General features: G+C 64.6%; 16 protein-coding genes. 5 read left to right on the plus strand and 11 right to left on the minus strand.

The annotated features are described in order from the left end of the window. Nucleotides 1-26 precede the first annotated feature (26 nt). Complete coding sequence (locus KI611_RS07370; protein WP_226419174.1) at nucleotides 27-698, minus strand: pyridoxamine 5'-phosphate oxidase family protein; 672 nt, start codon at nucleotides 696-698, stop codon at nucleotides 27-29. A gap of 148 nt (nucleotides 699-846) precedes the next feature. Continuing rightward, nucleotides 847-1,620 carry a hypothetical protein gene (locus KI611_RS07375; RefSeq protein ID WP_226419175.1) on the minus strand — a complete coding sequence of 258 codons (774 nt, stop codon included), beginning with the start codon at nucleotides 1,618-1,620 and terminating at the stop codon, nucleotides 847-849. Nucleotides 1,621-1,972: 352 nt separating this feature from the next. Between KI611_RS07375 and KI611_RS07380 the strand changes: the two genes are divergently transcribed. Continuing rightward, nucleotides 1,973-2,878 (plus strand): DMT family transporter, encoded by a 906-nt coding sequence (locus KI611_RS07380; protein ID WP_226419176.1) that lies wholly within the window; start codon nucleotides 1,973-1,975, stop codon nucleotides 2,876-2,878. Between the two features lie 92 nt (nucleotides 2,879-2,970). Next, nucleotides 2,971-3,750, plus strand: a complete 780-nt coding sequence (locus tag KI611_RS07385) for a response regulator (RefSeq protein ID WP_226419177.1) — start codon at nucleotides 2,971-2,973, stop codon at nucleotides 3,748-3,750. Here the strand turns inward: KI611_RS07385 and modC are convergent. The 6 genes from modC to KI611_RS07415 form a co-directional block, all read right to left on the minus strand. Further along, on the minus strand, nucleotides 3,747-4,826 hold the full coding sequence (gene modC, locus KI611_RS07390) for a molybdenum ABC transporter ATP-binding protein (RefSeq protein ID WP_226419178.1): 1,080 nt from the start codon (nucleotides 4,824-4,826) through the stop codon (nucleotides 3,747-3,749). The genes KI611_RS07385 and modC overlap by 4 nt on opposite strands. Beyond that, a complete protein-coding gene (modB, locus tag KI611_RS07395) occupies nucleotides 4,823-5,497 on the minus strand; it encodes a molybdate ABC transporter permease subunit (protein ID WP_226419179.1) in 675 nt (224 codons plus the stop codon). Before modB ends, modC begins: the two co-directional genes overlap by 4 nt. A gap of 2 nt (nucleotides 5,498-5,499) precedes the next feature. Next, complete coding sequence (locus tag KI611_RS07400; RefSeq protein ID WP_226419180.1) at nucleotides 5,500-5,892, minus strand: NifB/NifX family molybdenum-iron cluster-binding protein; 393 nt, start codon at nucleotides 5,890-5,892, stop codon at nucleotides 5,500-5,502. A 3-nt stretch (nucleotides 5,893-5,895) separates the two neighbouring features. Further along, nucleotides 5,896-6,753: a ModD protein gene (gene modD / locus KI611_RS07405; RefSeq protein WP_226419181.1), complete on the minus strand. Its 858-nt coding sequence runs from the start codon at nucleotides 6,751-6,753 to the stop codon at nucleotides 5,896-5,898. 14 nt (nucleotides 6,754-6,767) lie between these two features. Then, on the minus strand, nucleotides 6,768-7,514 hold the full coding sequence (gene modA, locus KI611_RS07410) for a molybdate ABC transporter substrate-binding protein (protein WP_226419182.1): 747 nt from the start codon (nucleotides 7,512-7,514) through the stop codon (nucleotides 6,768-6,770). 89 nt (nucleotides 7,515-7,603) lie between these two features. Continuing rightward, nucleotides 7,604-8,422, minus strand: coding sequence for a TOBE domain-containing protein (locus tag KI611_RS07415; RefSeq protein ID WP_226419183.1), 819 nt, complete (start codon nucleotides 8,420-8,422; stop codon nucleotides 7,604-7,606). 202 nt (nucleotides 8,423-8,624) lie between these two features. On the opposite strand from KI611_RS07415, the gene KI611_RS07420 reads away from it, so the two are divergent. The 3 genes from KI611_RS07420 to KI611_RS07430 all read left to right on the plus strand — a co-directional run bounded on the left by KI611_RS07420 (nucleotide 8,625) and on the right by KI611_RS07430 (nucleotide 10,462). Then, the gene (locus KI611_RS07420) at nucleotides 8,625-9,053 is read left to right on the plus strand and encodes a TOBE domain-containing protein (RefSeq protein ID WP_226419184.1); all 429 of its coding nucleotides are present in this window, start codon (nucleotides 8,625-8,627) and stop codon (nucleotides 9,051-9,053) included. Nucleotides 9,054-9,322: 269 nt separating this feature from the next. Further along, nucleotides 9,323-9,874, plus strand: coding sequence for a hypothetical protein (locus KI611_RS07425; RefSeq protein WP_226419185.1), 552 nt, complete (start codon nucleotides 9,323-9,325; stop codon nucleotides 9,872-9,874). A 303-nt stretch (nucleotides 9,875-10,177) separates the two neighbouring features. Next, entirely contained in the window at nucleotides 10,178-10,462 is a 285-nt protein-coding gene (locus KI611_RS07430; RefSeq protein ID WP_226419186.1) for a hypothetical protein, read from the plus strand. Nucleotides 10,463-10,497: 35 nt separating this feature from the next. On the opposite strand, the gene KI611_RS07435 is transcribed toward KI611_RS07430, so the two are convergent. From KI611_RS07435 to KI611_RS07445, 3 genes are read right to left on the minus strand one after another with little or no spacing between them, the layout of a single operon-like run. Beyond that, entirely contained in the window at nucleotides 10,498-11,832 is a 1,335-nt protein-coding gene (locus KI611_RS07435) for a di-heme oxidoredictase family protein (protein ID WP_226419187.1), read from the minus strand. Further along, nucleotides 11,829-13,133, minus strand: a complete 1,305-nt coding sequence (locus tag KI611_RS07440) for an ABC transporter substrate-binding protein (RefSeq protein WP_226419188.1) — start codon at nucleotides 13,131-13,133, stop codon at nucleotides 11,829-11,831. The genes KI611_RS07435 and KI611_RS07440 overlap by 4 nt, the downstream gene beginning before the upstream one ends. Further along, complete coding sequence (locus tag KI611_RS07445; protein ID WP_226419189.1) at nucleotides 13,130-13,720, minus strand: DUF2478 domain-containing protein; 591 nt, start codon at nucleotides 13,718-13,720, stop codon at nucleotides 13,130-13,132. Before KI611_RS07445 ends, KI611_RS07440 begins: the two co-directional genes overlap by 4 nt. Nucleotides 13,721-13,724: the final 4 nt, after the last annotated feature.

Consider the following 13,724-nt stretch of genomic DNA (forward strand, 5'->3'; position numbering starts at 1 on the left):
CCCGGGAAACGGCTTGCCTGGTCCCGTCAGAGACCGTCATCGGCCGGCGCTGGCTGCGCAGCCTGCGCCAAAGGCAGTTCCGGTGGCGGGAAATGTCCGCTGCCCGCTTCCGGTTGCAATGCGCCGGCCTGACTGGCTAGCGGAATCACCCCGGCCCAGACGGGGATGTTCATATCCTCGGCGCTGTCTTCGGCACCCCAGTTGCGGACCTTGGCCACCGCTTCGCTGAGTGCCAGGCGGAGAATGCGCGTGCCGGCCAGTTCGCCCGGGCTGGCCGCCCGGACATGGGCGTTGCGGCCGGGGCTGACGTGTTCGAGAAAGGCGGCCATTGCCGCTGCCTTGTCCGATGCTTCATCTACCGCGGCAAACTGCCCGTAGATCACCACCGAGCGGTAATTCATCGAATGGTGAAAGGCCGAACGGGCGAGCACCAGCCCGTCGAGGTGGCTGATGCAGACCGAACATTCGCTGGCGAGCAGGGCGTTGATCAGCCGCGAATTGTTGGCGCCGTGGATGTAGAGGTGTTCGCCGCTCCGCCAGCAGGCGGTCGGCAGGCAATGGACGCTGCCCTCCGCCGTAAAGGCGATGTGGCAGAGGAAAGCGGCATCGATGATGGCGGCGATGGTCGGCGTTTCGTAATGGGCGCGCTGCGCTTTGCGCTTGATCTCGGTACGACGGCTGGGAGCGGTGGCAGACATGGTTGGTTCCGGTGGGCTGGGCGACCAGCATAGCCAATCTTTGGCGCGCTCAAAAGAGTCGGCAACTGTGCATTGGCGGGAACCAGATGAAATCCGGCCACGTTTATTTCCCCGCTCGCCGTCCGTGGCCGGCCGATTTTGCTGCGGTTCAGGCGGCGAGCAGGCTTTGCAGCTTGCTGTAGAAAGTCTTGTCGCGTTCGTATTGCCCATCGGCGAGCTGCCCCTTATTGGCTTCCAGTGTGGCCAGCAGGTTGTCGACGGCCTGGCGGTAGCTGTCGATTTTGTCGGGAGGGTACTGCGTTCCCATAGTCTTGCCGTCAACCTCCAGGCCGTAGATGGCGATATGCATGCTCAACTGGTAGGTCATCATCTCGCCCATGCCCATCCCGGCGGTCGCCTGGAACCAGGCTTCCTTGAAGGCATCCGGCGCATCCTTGGGCGGGAAGGACATGGTCCGGGCGGCGCCCACCTCGTCGATTCCGTCATGGTTCAGGTCGACGCTGTAGCCTTCCGGCAGCAGCAGGTTTTGCGCCCCTTCATCGCTCAGTGAGCCGGTGTCGATGCGCTCGGCCAGGCAGTGGTTCTGGCGCACGGCATCAAGCTCCTTGGCCGACAGCGTGCCGAGAAAGGCGCGGGCGTTTTCGATCCCTCCCGAGCTGTAGGCCTTGTTCAGCACCTCGGCATAGAGGGCCTGGTTTTCGGTGCTGACGCCGCGCCGGGCCGCGAGTTCGCTATGCGTACTGCCGAGAATGTCGGCGAGCGACCGGCTGTTGGTCTCGCTGCTGCCGCTACTGTTTTGCGTCGGCGTGCTTTGCGCCGCGAAGGCGGCTTGATAGGCCGCGTAGAAGCCGCTGTCCGGCGTTTCGCGGTAGCCCAGACGCTGGGAGGTGGTGATTGGCGCTCCGACATTTCTGACATCCATGCTGTTTCCTTTCGGTAAGTTTTGCCGTTTTTCGGGAATGCCGTCCGTTTTCTTGCCGCTTTTCGGTCGGGCAGGGCATTGTTCCGTTGACTAAGCAGGTGACGTGCCAACGGCATGAACGGCGATGCTCGCTGCGGCTATTGACGCACTGCACAAAATGCCCGCACAATGAATCTATGAGCTATCGTCCTTTCGCCCTGATTTCGCTTAGCCGCCGCGTTCTGCGTGCGTGGCGCGTTGTCGTCGATCCGGGGCCGGGAGTGGGGTAGCTGTTTCATACCGAATTCACCAGAGGCCGCGGATTCAACCCCGCGGCCTTTTTGTTTTTTACTCACCATAAGAGGAGCGTTCGATGCCTGTTCCCGTCGCCTATCTCGCCATCGTCCTGATCTGGTCCACTACGCCGCTGGCCATCCAGTGGAGTACGCAAGGGGCCGGCTTTGCCTTCGCCGTGCTGGCCCGCATGCTGATCGGTGTCGTTGTCGCCGCACTGTTGGTCGCCGCCTGGCGCATCGGCCTGCCGCTGCATGCGCGGGCGCGTCGGGCCTATCTGGTGGGCGGCCTCGGACTGTTCGGCTCGATGGCCTTGACCTACTGGGCGGCGCGTTACGTGCACTCCGGGTTGGTTTCGGTGCTCTTCGGTCTGTCGCCGTTGATGGCCGGGGGGCTGGCCGCCCTGTGCCTGGGCGAACGGGCGCTGACGCCACTCAAGCTGGTCGGCATGCTGCTCGGGGCGCTCGGCCTGGCGGTCATTTTCATCCATGGCGACAGCCTGGGCGGCGAATACGCGCTGGCCGGACTGCTCGTGCTGTTGCTGGCCGTCTTCATTTACTCGGGCAGTCTGGTCTGGCTGAAGCGGATCGGCGACGACAGCCCACCGCTGGCCACCACGGTCGGTACGCTGCTCGTTTCCCTGCCGTTGTTTACGCTGCTCTGGGCCGCCACCGACGGACAGTTGCCGGCCTTGGTACCGCTGCGCTCGGCGGGGGCCATCGTCTATCTCGGCGTTTTCGGCTCAGTGATCGGCTTTGCGCTCTACTATTACGTCATCCAGCACCTCGAGGCTTCGAAAGTGGCCTTGATCACGCTGATCACGCCGGTGCTGGCGCTGCTGCTCGGTCATCTGTTCAATGGCGAGACGATCGGCTGGCGCCTGTGGCTGGGGAGCGGCCTGATCCTGTTCGGTTTGACCGTGCATCAGGCGAATGCGCTGATTTCCTTGTGTCTCTCGCCGCGCCCCGCGCGGAGCCTCGGCTAAACACCCGAAACCCGCACCAGATGGTGCATGGGCGCCGCCGACTTCTGTTAATCTGTCACCCCACCAAAATTACCTGTTTTTCGGAGTTCGGTTTGCTGCGGATCTTGATCGTTGATGACAACCTTTCCATGCGCAAGGTACTGGCCGCGTTGTTTACCAGCGCGGGGCACGAGGTCGTCGGGGCTTTTGCCGACGGCAACGGTATCGAGGAACTGATCCGTCAGACCGCGCCGGATCTCGTTTGTCTCGATTACCACATGCCGGGGCGCGACGGCTTGACCATCCTGAAGGTCATCCAGGCCGAAATGCCGCAAATCGACGTCGTCTTCATGACCGCTTCCAGCGAGTCCGACATCGAGGAAAAGGCCGCCGATGCGGGCGCCTCGGGCTTCATTCGCAAGCCGTTCAGCCAGGCGCAGATCATCGACGAACTGCGTGCCGTCGAAGAAACGCGCACGGCCGTGAACCAGGCGGGCGCAGTGCCTCCTGGTGAGGTCAGGGTGCGCCGGCGGGGCACGGCGGTGATTGCCGACGACAACGGCTCGGTCCGTCTGGTGCTCAAGGGGCTGCTCGAAGCCTGCGGCCTGCAGGTTGTCCAGTCGGTGGCGACCGGTGGGGAAGCGATTCTGGCGGCCAAGAATCACCAGCCACGGATCCTCTGTCTCGATATCAACATGCCGGTGATGGGCGGCCTGGAGGCCTTGCCGCAAATCGTCGAGGCCAGTCCGCAGACCGCGGTGATCATGGTCACCGGCTGCGCCGACAAGATGCTGGTTGCCCAGTCGGCCGGCCTCGGCGCCGTCGGTTACATCATCAAGCCGCTGCGCCCGGCGTATGTCGAGAACTTCATCCGCAAGCTGCTCGGCGCCTAGGCGAGCAAGGCCACGGCCTTGATCTGGGCGCGCAGCGCCAGGCCGGGGCGGATATCGAGGCGCTCGGCCGAGCGCCGGGTAATGCGGGCGAGCAAGGGTTCGCCGGCGACATCGAGTTTGACCAGGACATGACCCGGAGTGTCGGTCGGCGCCTGATCGACGACGACGGCGGCGACGCAATTGAGGATGCTGGTCTGCACCTGGGGGAGCAGCGCCAGGCTGACATCGCGGGCATGGATGCGACAGCGCAGCGGCGTGCCGACCGGCTCGTCGTGGCGCGAGACGAAAATCGCCCCGCCGGCGAATTCGAGGCGGGTCAGGTCGTCGGCTTCGTGCGCCGCGACGCGGGCTTCGATGACCACGCCGGCATCGTCGGCGAAGACGGCCGGCAGGTCGATGCGGCTGAGCACGGCGTTGAGCGGCCCGCTGGCCACCACCCGGCCCGCGTCGAGCAGTACCAGATGGTCGGCCAGCCGGGCGACTTCGTCCGGGCTGTGGCTGACGTAGATGATCGGGATCGACAGTTCGCGGTGCAGGCGTTCCAGGTAGGGCAGGATTTCCAGCTTGCGTTTCAGGTCGAGCGCTGCCAGCGGTTCGTCCATCAGCAGGATTTGCGGCGCGGCGAGCAGGGCGCGGGCAATCGCCACGCGCTGGCATTCGCCGCCGGACAGCTGGCCGGGCGGACGGTCGAGCAAATGACCGATGCCGAGCAGCTCGGCCACCGCCGGCAGCGCGAAGCGGCGTTCGTGGGCCGGGGCGCGGCGCTCGCCGAATTCGATGTTGCGACGGACCGACAGATGGGGGAACAGGCTGGCTTCCTGAAAGACCACGCCGAGCGCCCGCTGGTGCGGCGGCACGAAATGGCCCCGGCTTTCGTCCTGCCAGACCGTGTCGCCGATCGCCAGGTAGCCGTCCGGTGCCCGTTCCAGTCCGGCCAGGGCGCGCAGCACGGTGGTTTTGCCCGAGCCGGAGTGGCCGAACAGGCCGCTGATGCCGCGCCCGGGCAGCATCAGGTCGACATCCAGCGTGAAGTCCTGCCGCGCGATACGGAATCTGGCCTGGATTTCGCCGCTCATAGGGCTTTGCGGCGAGCCGGGTTGAAGGTGTAGAGGGCGAGCAGCACCAGGAAGCTGAACAGCACCATGGCGCCGGACAGCCAGTGGGCCTGGGTGTATTCCATCGCCTCGACATGGTCATATATCTGCACCGAGACGACGCGCGTCTTCTCCGGAATATTGCCGCCGATCATCAGCACGATGCCGAATTCGCCGACGGTGTGGGCGAAGCCGAGAATGGCACCGCTCAGGAAGCCGGGCTTGGCGAGCGGCACGGCGACCGACCAGAAGGTGTCCCACGGGCTGGCGCGCAGCGTCGCGGCAACTTCCAGCGGCCGCTCGCCGATTGCCTCGAAGGCGTTCTGGATCGGCTGGACGACGAAGGGCAGGGAATAGAACACCGAGGCGATGACCAGGCCGGGGAAGGTGAAGGGCAGCAGGCCGAGGCCGAGCGCTTCGGTCAGCTGGCCGAGCGGGCCGTGCGGCCCCATGGTGACGAGCAGGTAGAAGCCGAGCACGGTCGGCGGCAGGACCAGCGGCAAGGCAACCAGCGCCCCGACCGCACCCTTGAAGGCGGAACGGGTGCGGGCCAGCCACCAGGCGATGGGCGTGCCGATGACGAGCAGCAGCAGGGTCACGACCGTGGCCAGCTTGAGGGTCAGCCAGATGGCGTTGAGATCGGCACTTTCCATGGTCAATGGCGGGAAAACAGATCGCGCAGTTTACAGAGGCTGGTGGTGATATCAAAGCGCGGATCGGCCAGCGCTTCGCCGGCCAGGATGCGGGCGATCGCCTCGGCCGGCTCGGCTTCGCCGGTGAGCAGCACGTCGGCGCCGCGTTTTTTCATGTGGCGGATGAAGCCGTCGCCGGCGCTGGCGCAGACCACCAGATCGATGCCGTCAAGCGGGTGCGGGCCGTCGTCGGCAAACGTGTGGAGGATCTGTTCCTTGTCCAGATCGACCCGTTTTGGTGCGGGCAGTATCTGGTTGGCACGGTGCTCGGTCAGGTCGTAAACCAGCCATTGCCGGGTTTGTCCGGCATGGCCGCTGACGGCGGTGAAGTCTTTGGTGGCGATGGCGATTTTCATGGTTCAGGGCTCGGTGGCAGGCGGGGCGGCGGTCAGCGTCACGGCCACGTCGCGCGGCGGAGCGAAATACGGCGCGCTGGTGACCAGGATGTGCGCCCCGGCGCGGGCATAGGCTTCGGCGTTGGCGGCATTGACGCCACCAGCCGCAGCAAGTCGCGTGCCCGGAAGCTGGCGATGCAGGCGATCGACCGCCTCGGGCGGCATTTTTTCCAGTTGCAGGATGTCGGCGCCGGCCGCCGCCCAGAGCGCCGCTTCGGCCTCGCTCGACACTTCGACGACGACGGCCCGCTCCGGCCACTGGCGGCGAAGCCGCGCTAGCGTTGCCGGCGGCGCTTCGTCGCCGAGAAAGGCGCGATGCTCGGCAAAAACCAGCAGGGTTTCCGACAGGCTCAGGCGGTGCGGGCTGGCCCCGGCGCAGAGCACGGCCTTCATCGCCGCGGCCTTGGTGCCGGGAAAGTTCTTCCGGGTGCATACAACGCTGGCCGCCGGATTGCCGCGCCGGGCGGCGGCGACGATCTCGGCGGTGCTGGTGGCGATTCCCGACAGGTACTCCATCAGGGTTTGCGCCGTTTTCCAGATGGCATGCAGGGCGCCGGCTTCGCCTTCGAGGCGCAGTATCTCGTCGCCGGCCGCCAGGCGTTCGCCGCTTGCGCGGCTGGCGCCGATCAGGCGAAGGCCGCGCAGTTGCGCCAGGCGCCCGACCTCTTCGCTGCCGCACAGCAGCATGGCGTAGCGGGCGCGGCAGATCAGTCTTCCCGGTTGTCGGTCGATGGCCAGGGCGAAGCTGGTCGCATCGCCGCAGGGGACATCTTCAAGCAGCAGGTTTTCCAGGAAGCTGTCGGGCAGCGTGTAGGGGTTCATGCCGGGCGGGGCGCTTAGCGCAGGGCGTAGCCGAAGGACTTGATGACTTTCCGGGCGGCTTCGCTCTTCAGGTAGCTCATCAGGGCAATTGCCGCCGCCTTGTCCTTGCCCTTGGCGAGGATGACCGCATCCTGGCGGATCGGGTCGTAGAGGTTGGCCGGTACGATCCAACCCGAACCGGCGGCGATCTTGTCGTTGTTGATGACTTGGGAGTAGGCGACGAAGCCGAGTTCGGCGGCGCCGGTGGAGACGAACTGGTGGGTCTGGGAGATGTTTTCGCCCTGGACGAAGAGCGGCTTCAGGTTGTCGAGCACGCCCAGCTTGCCCATCGCCTGCACGGCTGCCGCGCCGTAGGGGGCGGTTTTCGGGTTGGCGATGGCGAGATGCTTGAAACCGCCTTTTTTCAGGATTTCACCCTTGCCGTCGATCAGCTGGGGGGTGGCCGACCACAGCACCAGCGTGCCGATCGCGTAGGTGAAGGCACTGCCGTCCACTGCGTTGCCTTCCTTGATTAGCCGGGCCGGCGTCTCGTCGTCGGCGGCGAGCAGGATTTCGAAGGGCGCGCCGTTCTTGATCTGCGCATAGAACTTGCCGGTCGCGCCGAAGGACAGCGTCGCCTTGTGCCCGGTATCGCGCTCGAAGAGCGCCGAAATGACCTGCATCGGGCCGGTGAAGTTGGCCGCGACGGCGACCTGGACTTCGTCGGCCAGGGCGCCGGCGCTGGCCAGCAGGGAAAGGATCAGGATGCCGAGGCGTTGCATGGAGTTCTCCGGAGTGGGTTATGGGCGGGGGGCGGCCGACCGTTCAGTCGCCTTGCGGCGTCCCGGCTGATCGGCCATGACGGGCTGCTTCAGGAATACTTGCAAAGAATGACGGCCGACGCCTTGAACACCGCGCAGGCCTGGCCGCCGACGACCAGCCCGAGATGCTCGACGCTGTCGTGGGTGACGACGGCGCAGACCGATTTGCCGCTTTTCAGGCTGAGCGTTATTTCGGCATTGACCGGGCCGTCGTGGATCCGGGTGATTTCGCCCCACAGTTGATTGCGGGCGCTGGTCTTCACGGTCGGGTCGCTGAGCAGCAGCACCGACGAGGATTTGACCAGGGCGTTGATTTCCATGCCGATGCTCAGTCCGAGGTTTTCGGCGGAGTCGATGGTGATGATGGCGACGATCTCGTTTTCGTCATCGAGCTTGATGCGGACTTCGTAATCGACATGGCCTTCGCGCAGGCCGACGATATGGCCGGCGAACTGGTTGCGGGCGCTGGTTTTCATCGACATGCGCTTGAGCAGTTGGCGAAACTGCTGGAAGTCGCTGGCTTGCCCGTCGTTCATGCTGGCCGACAGGCGGTCGAGGGCGGCCTGGTATTCGGCCTCGAGCGCCCGGTAGAGCGCGATGGTCTTGCGGCCGTGTTCGGTGAGCAGCGTGCCGCCGCCGTTCTTGCCCCCGGTCGAGCGGACCACCAGCGGCTGGTCGGCCAGGTTGTTCATTGCATCGACGGCATCCCAGGCGGCCTTGTAGGACAGCGGCACGGCTTTTGCTGCCTGGGAAATCGAACCGTGTTGATCGATGGCTTCGAGCAGGCGGATGCGGGTATCGCCAAGAAAGGTGCCGAACTCGGTATCGACTTCAAGTTTGCCGCGCAGGCGGTGCAGGATCGTATCCATGGTTTCGTAATGTCGTAAGTTATACAGCGATGACTATAACCCAGCTTCGTTCCGATCAAATACCCGAAAAACGGTGTGGCGCTATGGTTGTCTTTACCAGACGGAGGCGACTACAGTGTCGCTGACCCGACAATAAATCGTTAGTATATTTTGTATATAGCGAAAAGCGGGCCAGAATCCTTAACTCAGCCAGGAGAACCTCATGAACGTCAGCGCACGCAATGTATTCAAGGGCAAGATCAGCGCCTTGGTCGATGGTGCCGTCAATGCCGAAGTCGAACTGACCCTGCCGGGCGGCGACAAAATTGTCGCAATCGTGACAGAGGGCAGCGTCAAATCGCTCGGCCTGGCGGTCGGCAAGGAGGCCGTCGCCTATGTCAAGGCACCGTGGGTCATGCTGCTGGCCGGGCCGGCCAATGTGAAGTTCTCGGCCCGTAACCAGTTGGCCGGAAAAGTCGCCAAGGTGCAGAAGGGCGCGGTCAATACCGAAGTCGGCATCGTCCTGCCCGGTGGTTCGATCGTGTACGCCGTGGTGACCAACGAAGCGGTGCTTGAACTCGGTTTGAAGGAAGGCAGCGAAGCCGCGGCGCTGATCAAGGCCAGCCACGTGATTCTCGGCGTGCCGGCCTGACCGTTATTGGCTTGCCGGGAAAAGGCGGTCGCGGCCCAAGCCGCTCTGAAAGTGTGTAGCACCCACTAGAGCATAGCCAGTCGTGGGGCGGAACTGGGCCAGCTATTGTAGCCAACAAAAGGTTGGTGAGTAGCAGATCAGCTTTCACTTTGCTTCGGCCAAGTCCGCACTGCATAGCATTCAAGGGAATCCTTCGGGGTTCCCTTCCCTTTTTGCATTGTTCTGTTGAATATGGTCTTGTACTATGAATAATCCTCAGCAGGAGAGCCATGTTTGACTCTATCAAAAAACTGTTTTTTTCTGGCCGAGCCAAGCGGCTTTTAAGCTACGCAGATGGCATTTCAGAGGTGGCGTTGCTCACTGTGTATATGTCAATTACCACCTACATATCATCACAGAATCCAGGCTTGGATAGGAATCGTGTGGCCCAAAGAGCGGCGGCATGGACAAACTATTTATTTGGTAGTGATTCTTCTGACCGCCACAGCAACCTCAACCTTGATTATGAATATGCGAAGGCGGTTCAATGGTTGGATGACGATTCATCTGGCCTTCAAGAACTGGTCATACAGGGGTTGCGTATAAAGAACACGGTTTACCATGCCAGAACCGGCACGGCTGAGTTGAAGGGGGCTGACCTATTGAAAGTGTTTGGGAGCCGCTATCCCGATGCGCCTGATTTGGATAAATACGCTGCATCTGTGCATTTATCTATGTGGGCATCTTTGACGAGCGAACAAAGGGACGAAGTATTCAATTACATCCGTACAGGCCCGTATGCGAAATATTTCAAGGGTTCCAAGTCGTTCGGATGGGATTGAGCAACACCTAAGCTATAGAGCTTCGGCCAAGAACCCCCCCCTTTTTTTCACGTTGGGGCTTCTTCAGAAAGTGCAACACCCTTTCAGGGGGGGCGCGGCCGCTTTTTTTGTTGGGCCGGGAAAATGTTCCCTGCTGCCCTGCCGTTGCAGCGGATTGATGGATCAGGCCTCGCCCCCGCCTTGGCGCGAGGCGTTCTGGCTGTTGCTGGAACTTTGCCGCAAGGCGTTGTCGAATCGGGGCCGGAAAACCAATTTGCCGGCACGGTTTGAAACTGCTTCGATCAATCTCTTCGGGAGACCGCTATGTCGAAATGGATCAACTTGCTCGCCCTGTCGTTCTTTACCGCCATCCTCGGTGAAACGGTATTTTTCGCGGTGATCGACCCGCAGCTCCTCTATCTGTTCGGTGAGCCTGTTTCGTGGAGTCCGATGGTGGTCTATTCCGTGGGGTTTTTCATGTTCTGGGGCCTGACGGCTCTGACGGCCGCCTTGGTGGCCTTGATGCAGAAATCCGCGGCAGCGGTTAACCGCGAGCCGGAACTTCGGGCTCGCCAGGCCCGGGACAAACAACTGCCGCGCTCGGCCTAACCAAAAAACCATTGCTTGTCCCCCGCTCCGGCGGTTTACAGCGATTGCAGGAAGGCCTGCACGGCCTGGCGTTGCTCCCGGCTGGCCCGGGCGTAGCGGCGGCGGGCGGTTTCGGCTTCGCCGCCGTGCCAGAGGATGGCTTCCTCGGCGGTCCTCGCCCGGCCGTCGTGCAGCAGGCCGGTGTTCTCGTTGATCGCCTGCAGCGCGCCGAGGCCCCACAGCGGTGCGGTGCGCCACTGGCGGCCGCTGGCCAGATGGTCCGGACGGCCATCGGCCAGTGGCGCCCCCATGTCGTGCAGCAGTAGGTCGGTGTAGGGTGCGAAAACCTGGCGCGACAGGCGCGGATTGTGCGCCACCTCGCCGGTCAGCAGCGCCGGGCGATGGCAGGTGGCGCAGCCCAGTTCGGCGAATAGCGCGGCGCCTTTCTTGACCGTCGGGTCGTCGCTCTGCCGGCGGGGTGGCGGGGCGAGGTTGGCCAGGTAGAACTCGATCTCGGCCAGTTGCACCTCACTCAGCTCCGGCTTGCCGCCGTTGGGCGCGGTACTGCAGGCCGATTGTGCCGGGGTGCAGTTTTCGCCGGGGAACAGCGGCGAGGTGATGCCCATGTCGCCGATGAAGGCGCCGGCGATCTGCTGTTTCAGGTTGGGCATGTTGGCCTTGAGGCCGAAGCGGCCGGCCACCTGCTGGCCGGTCGCCCGGTCGGTGACGCGATTGACCGTGCCGCGCACACCATCCGCTTTCTTCTCGGCGGCCAGCGCCGCCAGCGTCTTGTCGTCGACGGCATCGAGCAGGCCGAGACCGGCGACGTGCGGCGAAACGCGCAGCGAAACCAGCACCTTGCCGAGCGGGCCGTAGGCCAGTTCGGAGAAGCGCACGCTCGGCCAGCGCAGGGCCACCGCGCTGCCGTCCGCCAGGCGTACCTGCTTGTGGCGCCAATGCAGTTGGGCGCGGCCTTCGCCGGGCACGCCGGGAATCCCTTCCTCGTTCAACTGGTCGCCGTAGGCCGGGTGCGGCAGCGGCCCACCCTGCGCATTGCGGCCGGGGATCGAGAGGCGGACGAGCATCGACTGCATGCGCTCGGCCGGCTGTTCCGGGGCGCCGCCCCGGCCGTTCTTGGCGTGGCAGGAGATGCAGGCCAGGCGGTTGTAAAGCGGGCCGAGGCCGTCGACGGTGGTGTCGTTGGCCGGGGCGATTACCCAGCTCTGGCGGAACAGGCTGCGGCCCCGCCGGAAGCGTTCGTTTTCGTCGCCGTTCAGGCCGGCCAACGGCCGACTGAGGACTTCGCGGTCGGTCGCCGGCGCGGGTTCATCGGCGCGGGCCAGCGGTGCCAGCAGGCAGGCGCCAAGCAGAAGGAGGATAGGCGCTCTCATGCTCCGGCCTCCTCGAGTAGTTGGCGGGCCGCCGTGCGGTTGCGGCTGGCGGCGGCGCTCCAGGCGATTTCCGCCGGCGTCGGTGTGCCGGGGTTTTCGCCTTCCAGGCGCTGGCCGATCAGGCGGTGAAGGGCCGGATCGTTGGCGGCGGCTTCGTCGAGCGGCGGCGTGCTGAGCAAGGTGCGGACGGCCGGCACTGGCTTGCCGGCCTGCTCGGCTGCCTGCAGGCGGCGCCACAGCCCGGTCAATTCGTCGTGCGGTTCGATCAGCATCTGCTGGAACAGGCTGGCCGACGTGGCCAGGCGCGGGCGGGCGGCGGCGCTGTCGAATTGCAGGCCGCCGGCAGCGGCTGCGGCAAAGGGGTTGAAGGAGGTTTTCGGCAAGCCGGCATAGGCGTCGGGTCGGATCGGCAGGCGGCGGATGTCCGGGTGAGCGAGCAGCTTCTGGCCGCCCGTCGACAGCAGGAAATTGACGAAGGCGGCGGCGCCGTCGGGGTTGGCACAATCGCGGGTGACGGCGACATGGGCCGGATTGAGGCCGGTGTGGCGCGGGTAGATGAAGCTGAGCGGCGCCCCGTTGGCAATCGCCGAATTGACGAAGAAATCGATCGACAAGCCAACGGCGCAGCGGCCGGCGGTGATCTCATCGGTCACGAAGGTCGAGCCGCGGTCGACCTGGCGGGCATTGGCCGAAATTTCGCTCCACAGCGCCCAGCCGCGCTGCCAGCCGTAGGCCTGGAGGACGATTTCGACCATCGGCGGGGCGAAGCCGACCCGGGCCGGGACGGGCAGGGCGATCAGCCCGGCCAGGCGCGGATCGGTCAGGTCGTCCCAGTCGGTCGGCAGCGGCAGGCCGCGGGCGGCCAGCGCGGACGGCGCAACGACAAAGCCGAAGCCGGCGATTTCGCTGGCCGTGTAGAAGCCGGCCGGGTCGGCCAGCTCGGTCTGGCCGACATGGTCGGGCAGCGCCTGGCGGTCGATCGGCAGCTTGCGCCAGACGCCCGCCGTGGCGAGGCGGGCAAAGGTGCGCGGCGAGGCCGACCAGTAGACGTCGGCGCCGCCGTGGCCGGGCTGCTGCAGGTAGGGCGCGGCATCGTTCGGCATGCGCCAGACGACGCGCAGGCGGTATTGCGGGTAAGCCTTTTCGAAAGCGGCTTCGATCCGCGAGACGAATTCGTCCGCGTAGCTGGTGACGACGGTCACGGTCTGCGGCGCGGCGAAAGCTGGGCCGGCCAGGCTCAGGCCGAGCAGGCCGGCGCCCTGGATGAATTGCCGGCGGCTGTTCTTGAAAGGGACGTTCATGCGTGTTCTCCCGTCTGATGCAGTGTTTTTGTCCGACCGATGAACGGCATGTGAACGCCCGTTGCCGATGGCTGGACCGGTGTCGCGAAAAACCAGCTTTCCAGCGCGGCACGGTTGCCTTCGAGTTCTATTGCCAGCCCGCCGGTAAATTGGCGCCAGGCTGCCAGATGCTTTTCCGGCACGACGCACAGGCAGGGAATCTCCCGGCTCATGATCTCCAGCATCTCGGCGCTGAAGCCTTCGCCATGCGCTTCCAGTCCGGAAAAACGGTTGAAGACGGCGAGATTGGCTCCTTCCTCGGCGATGCGGCGCAAAACCGCGCTGGCCTCGGCGATGCCGGCGGTGTCGAGGCGGCAGGAAGTGGAATGCTGGCCGAGGTCGTGGGTGATCGGGTAGAGCTTGCCGTCGTCGAGATCGACCAGCGAAAACGCGCAGCCGTGCCGGCCCTGGTGCATCTCCTGGACCAGGCCGCGAACCCGCCAGCCGCGGTTGATCAGGGAAATGGCGAAGCCGGCGACGAGGTCGTCGATACCGCCGTTGTCGCGTTGCACGACGGCGGCAATGGCGGGCTTGATCAGGTGGTTCATGTGA

Source organism: Dechloromonas denitrificans, assembly GCF_020510685.1.
GTDB classification, from domain to species: domain Bacteria; phylum Pseudomonadota; class Gammaproteobacteria; order Burkholderiales; family Rhodocyclaceae; genus Azonexus; species Azonexus denitrificans_A.

Coding starts and splice junctions, on each gene's coding strand:
- KI611_RS07370 (WP_226419174.1), bottom strand. CDS start 698: ATGTCTGCCACCGCTCCCAGCCGTCGTACCGAGATCAAGCGCAAAGCG.
- KI611_RS07375 (WP_226419175.1), bottom strand. CDS start 1,620: ATGGATGTCAGAAATGTCGGAGCGCCAATCACCACCTCCCAGCGTCTG.
- KI611_RS07380 (WP_226419176.1), top strand. CDS start 1,973: ATGCCTGTTCCCGTCGCCTATCTCGCCATCGTCCTGATCTGGTCCACT.
- modC (WP_226419178.1), bottom strand. CDS start 4,826: ATGAGCGGCGAAATCCAGGCCAGATTCCGTATCGCGCGGCAGGACTTC.
- modB (WP_226419179.1), bottom strand. CDS start 5,497: ATGGAAAGTGCCGATCTCAACGCCATCTGGCTGACCCTCAAGCTGGCC.
- KI611_RS07400 (WP_226419180.1), bottom strand. CDS start 5,892: ATGAAAATCGCCATCGCCACCAAAGACTTCACCGCCGTCAGCGGCCAT.
- modD (WP_226419181.1), bottom strand. CDS start 6,753: ATGAACCCCTACACGCTGCCCGACAGCTTCCTGGAAAACCTGCTGCTT.
- modA (WP_226419182.1), bottom strand. CDS start 7,514: ATGCAACGCCTCGGCATCCTGATCCTTTCCCTGCTGGCCAGCGCCGGC.
- KI611_RS07415 (WP_226419183.1), bottom strand. CDS start 8,422: ATGGATACGATCCTGCACCGCCTGCGCGGCAAACTTGAAGTCGATACC.
- KI611_RS07420 (WP_226419184.1), top strand. CDS start 8,625: ATGAACGTCAGCGCACGCAATGTATTCAAGGGCAAGATCAGCGCCTTG.
- KI611_RS07425 (WP_226419185.1), top strand. CDS start 9,323: ATGTTTGACTCTATCAAAAAACTGTTTTTTTCTGGCCGAGCCAAGCGG.
- KI611_RS07430 (WP_226419186.1), top strand. CDS start 10,178: ATGTCGAAATGGATCAACTTGCTCGCCCTGTCGTTCTTTACCGCCATC.
- KI611_RS07435 (WP_226419187.1), bottom strand. CDS start 11,832: ATGAGAGCGCCTATCCTCCTTCTGCTTGGCGCCTGCCTGCTGGCACCG.
- KI611_RS07440 (WP_226419188.1), bottom strand. CDS start 13,133: ATGAACGTCCCTTTCAAGAACAGCCGCCGGCAATTCATCCAGGGCGCC.
- KI611_RS07445 (WP_226419189.1), bottom strand. CDS start 13,720: ATGAACCACCTGATCAAGCCCGCCATTGCCGCCGTCGTGCAACGCGAC.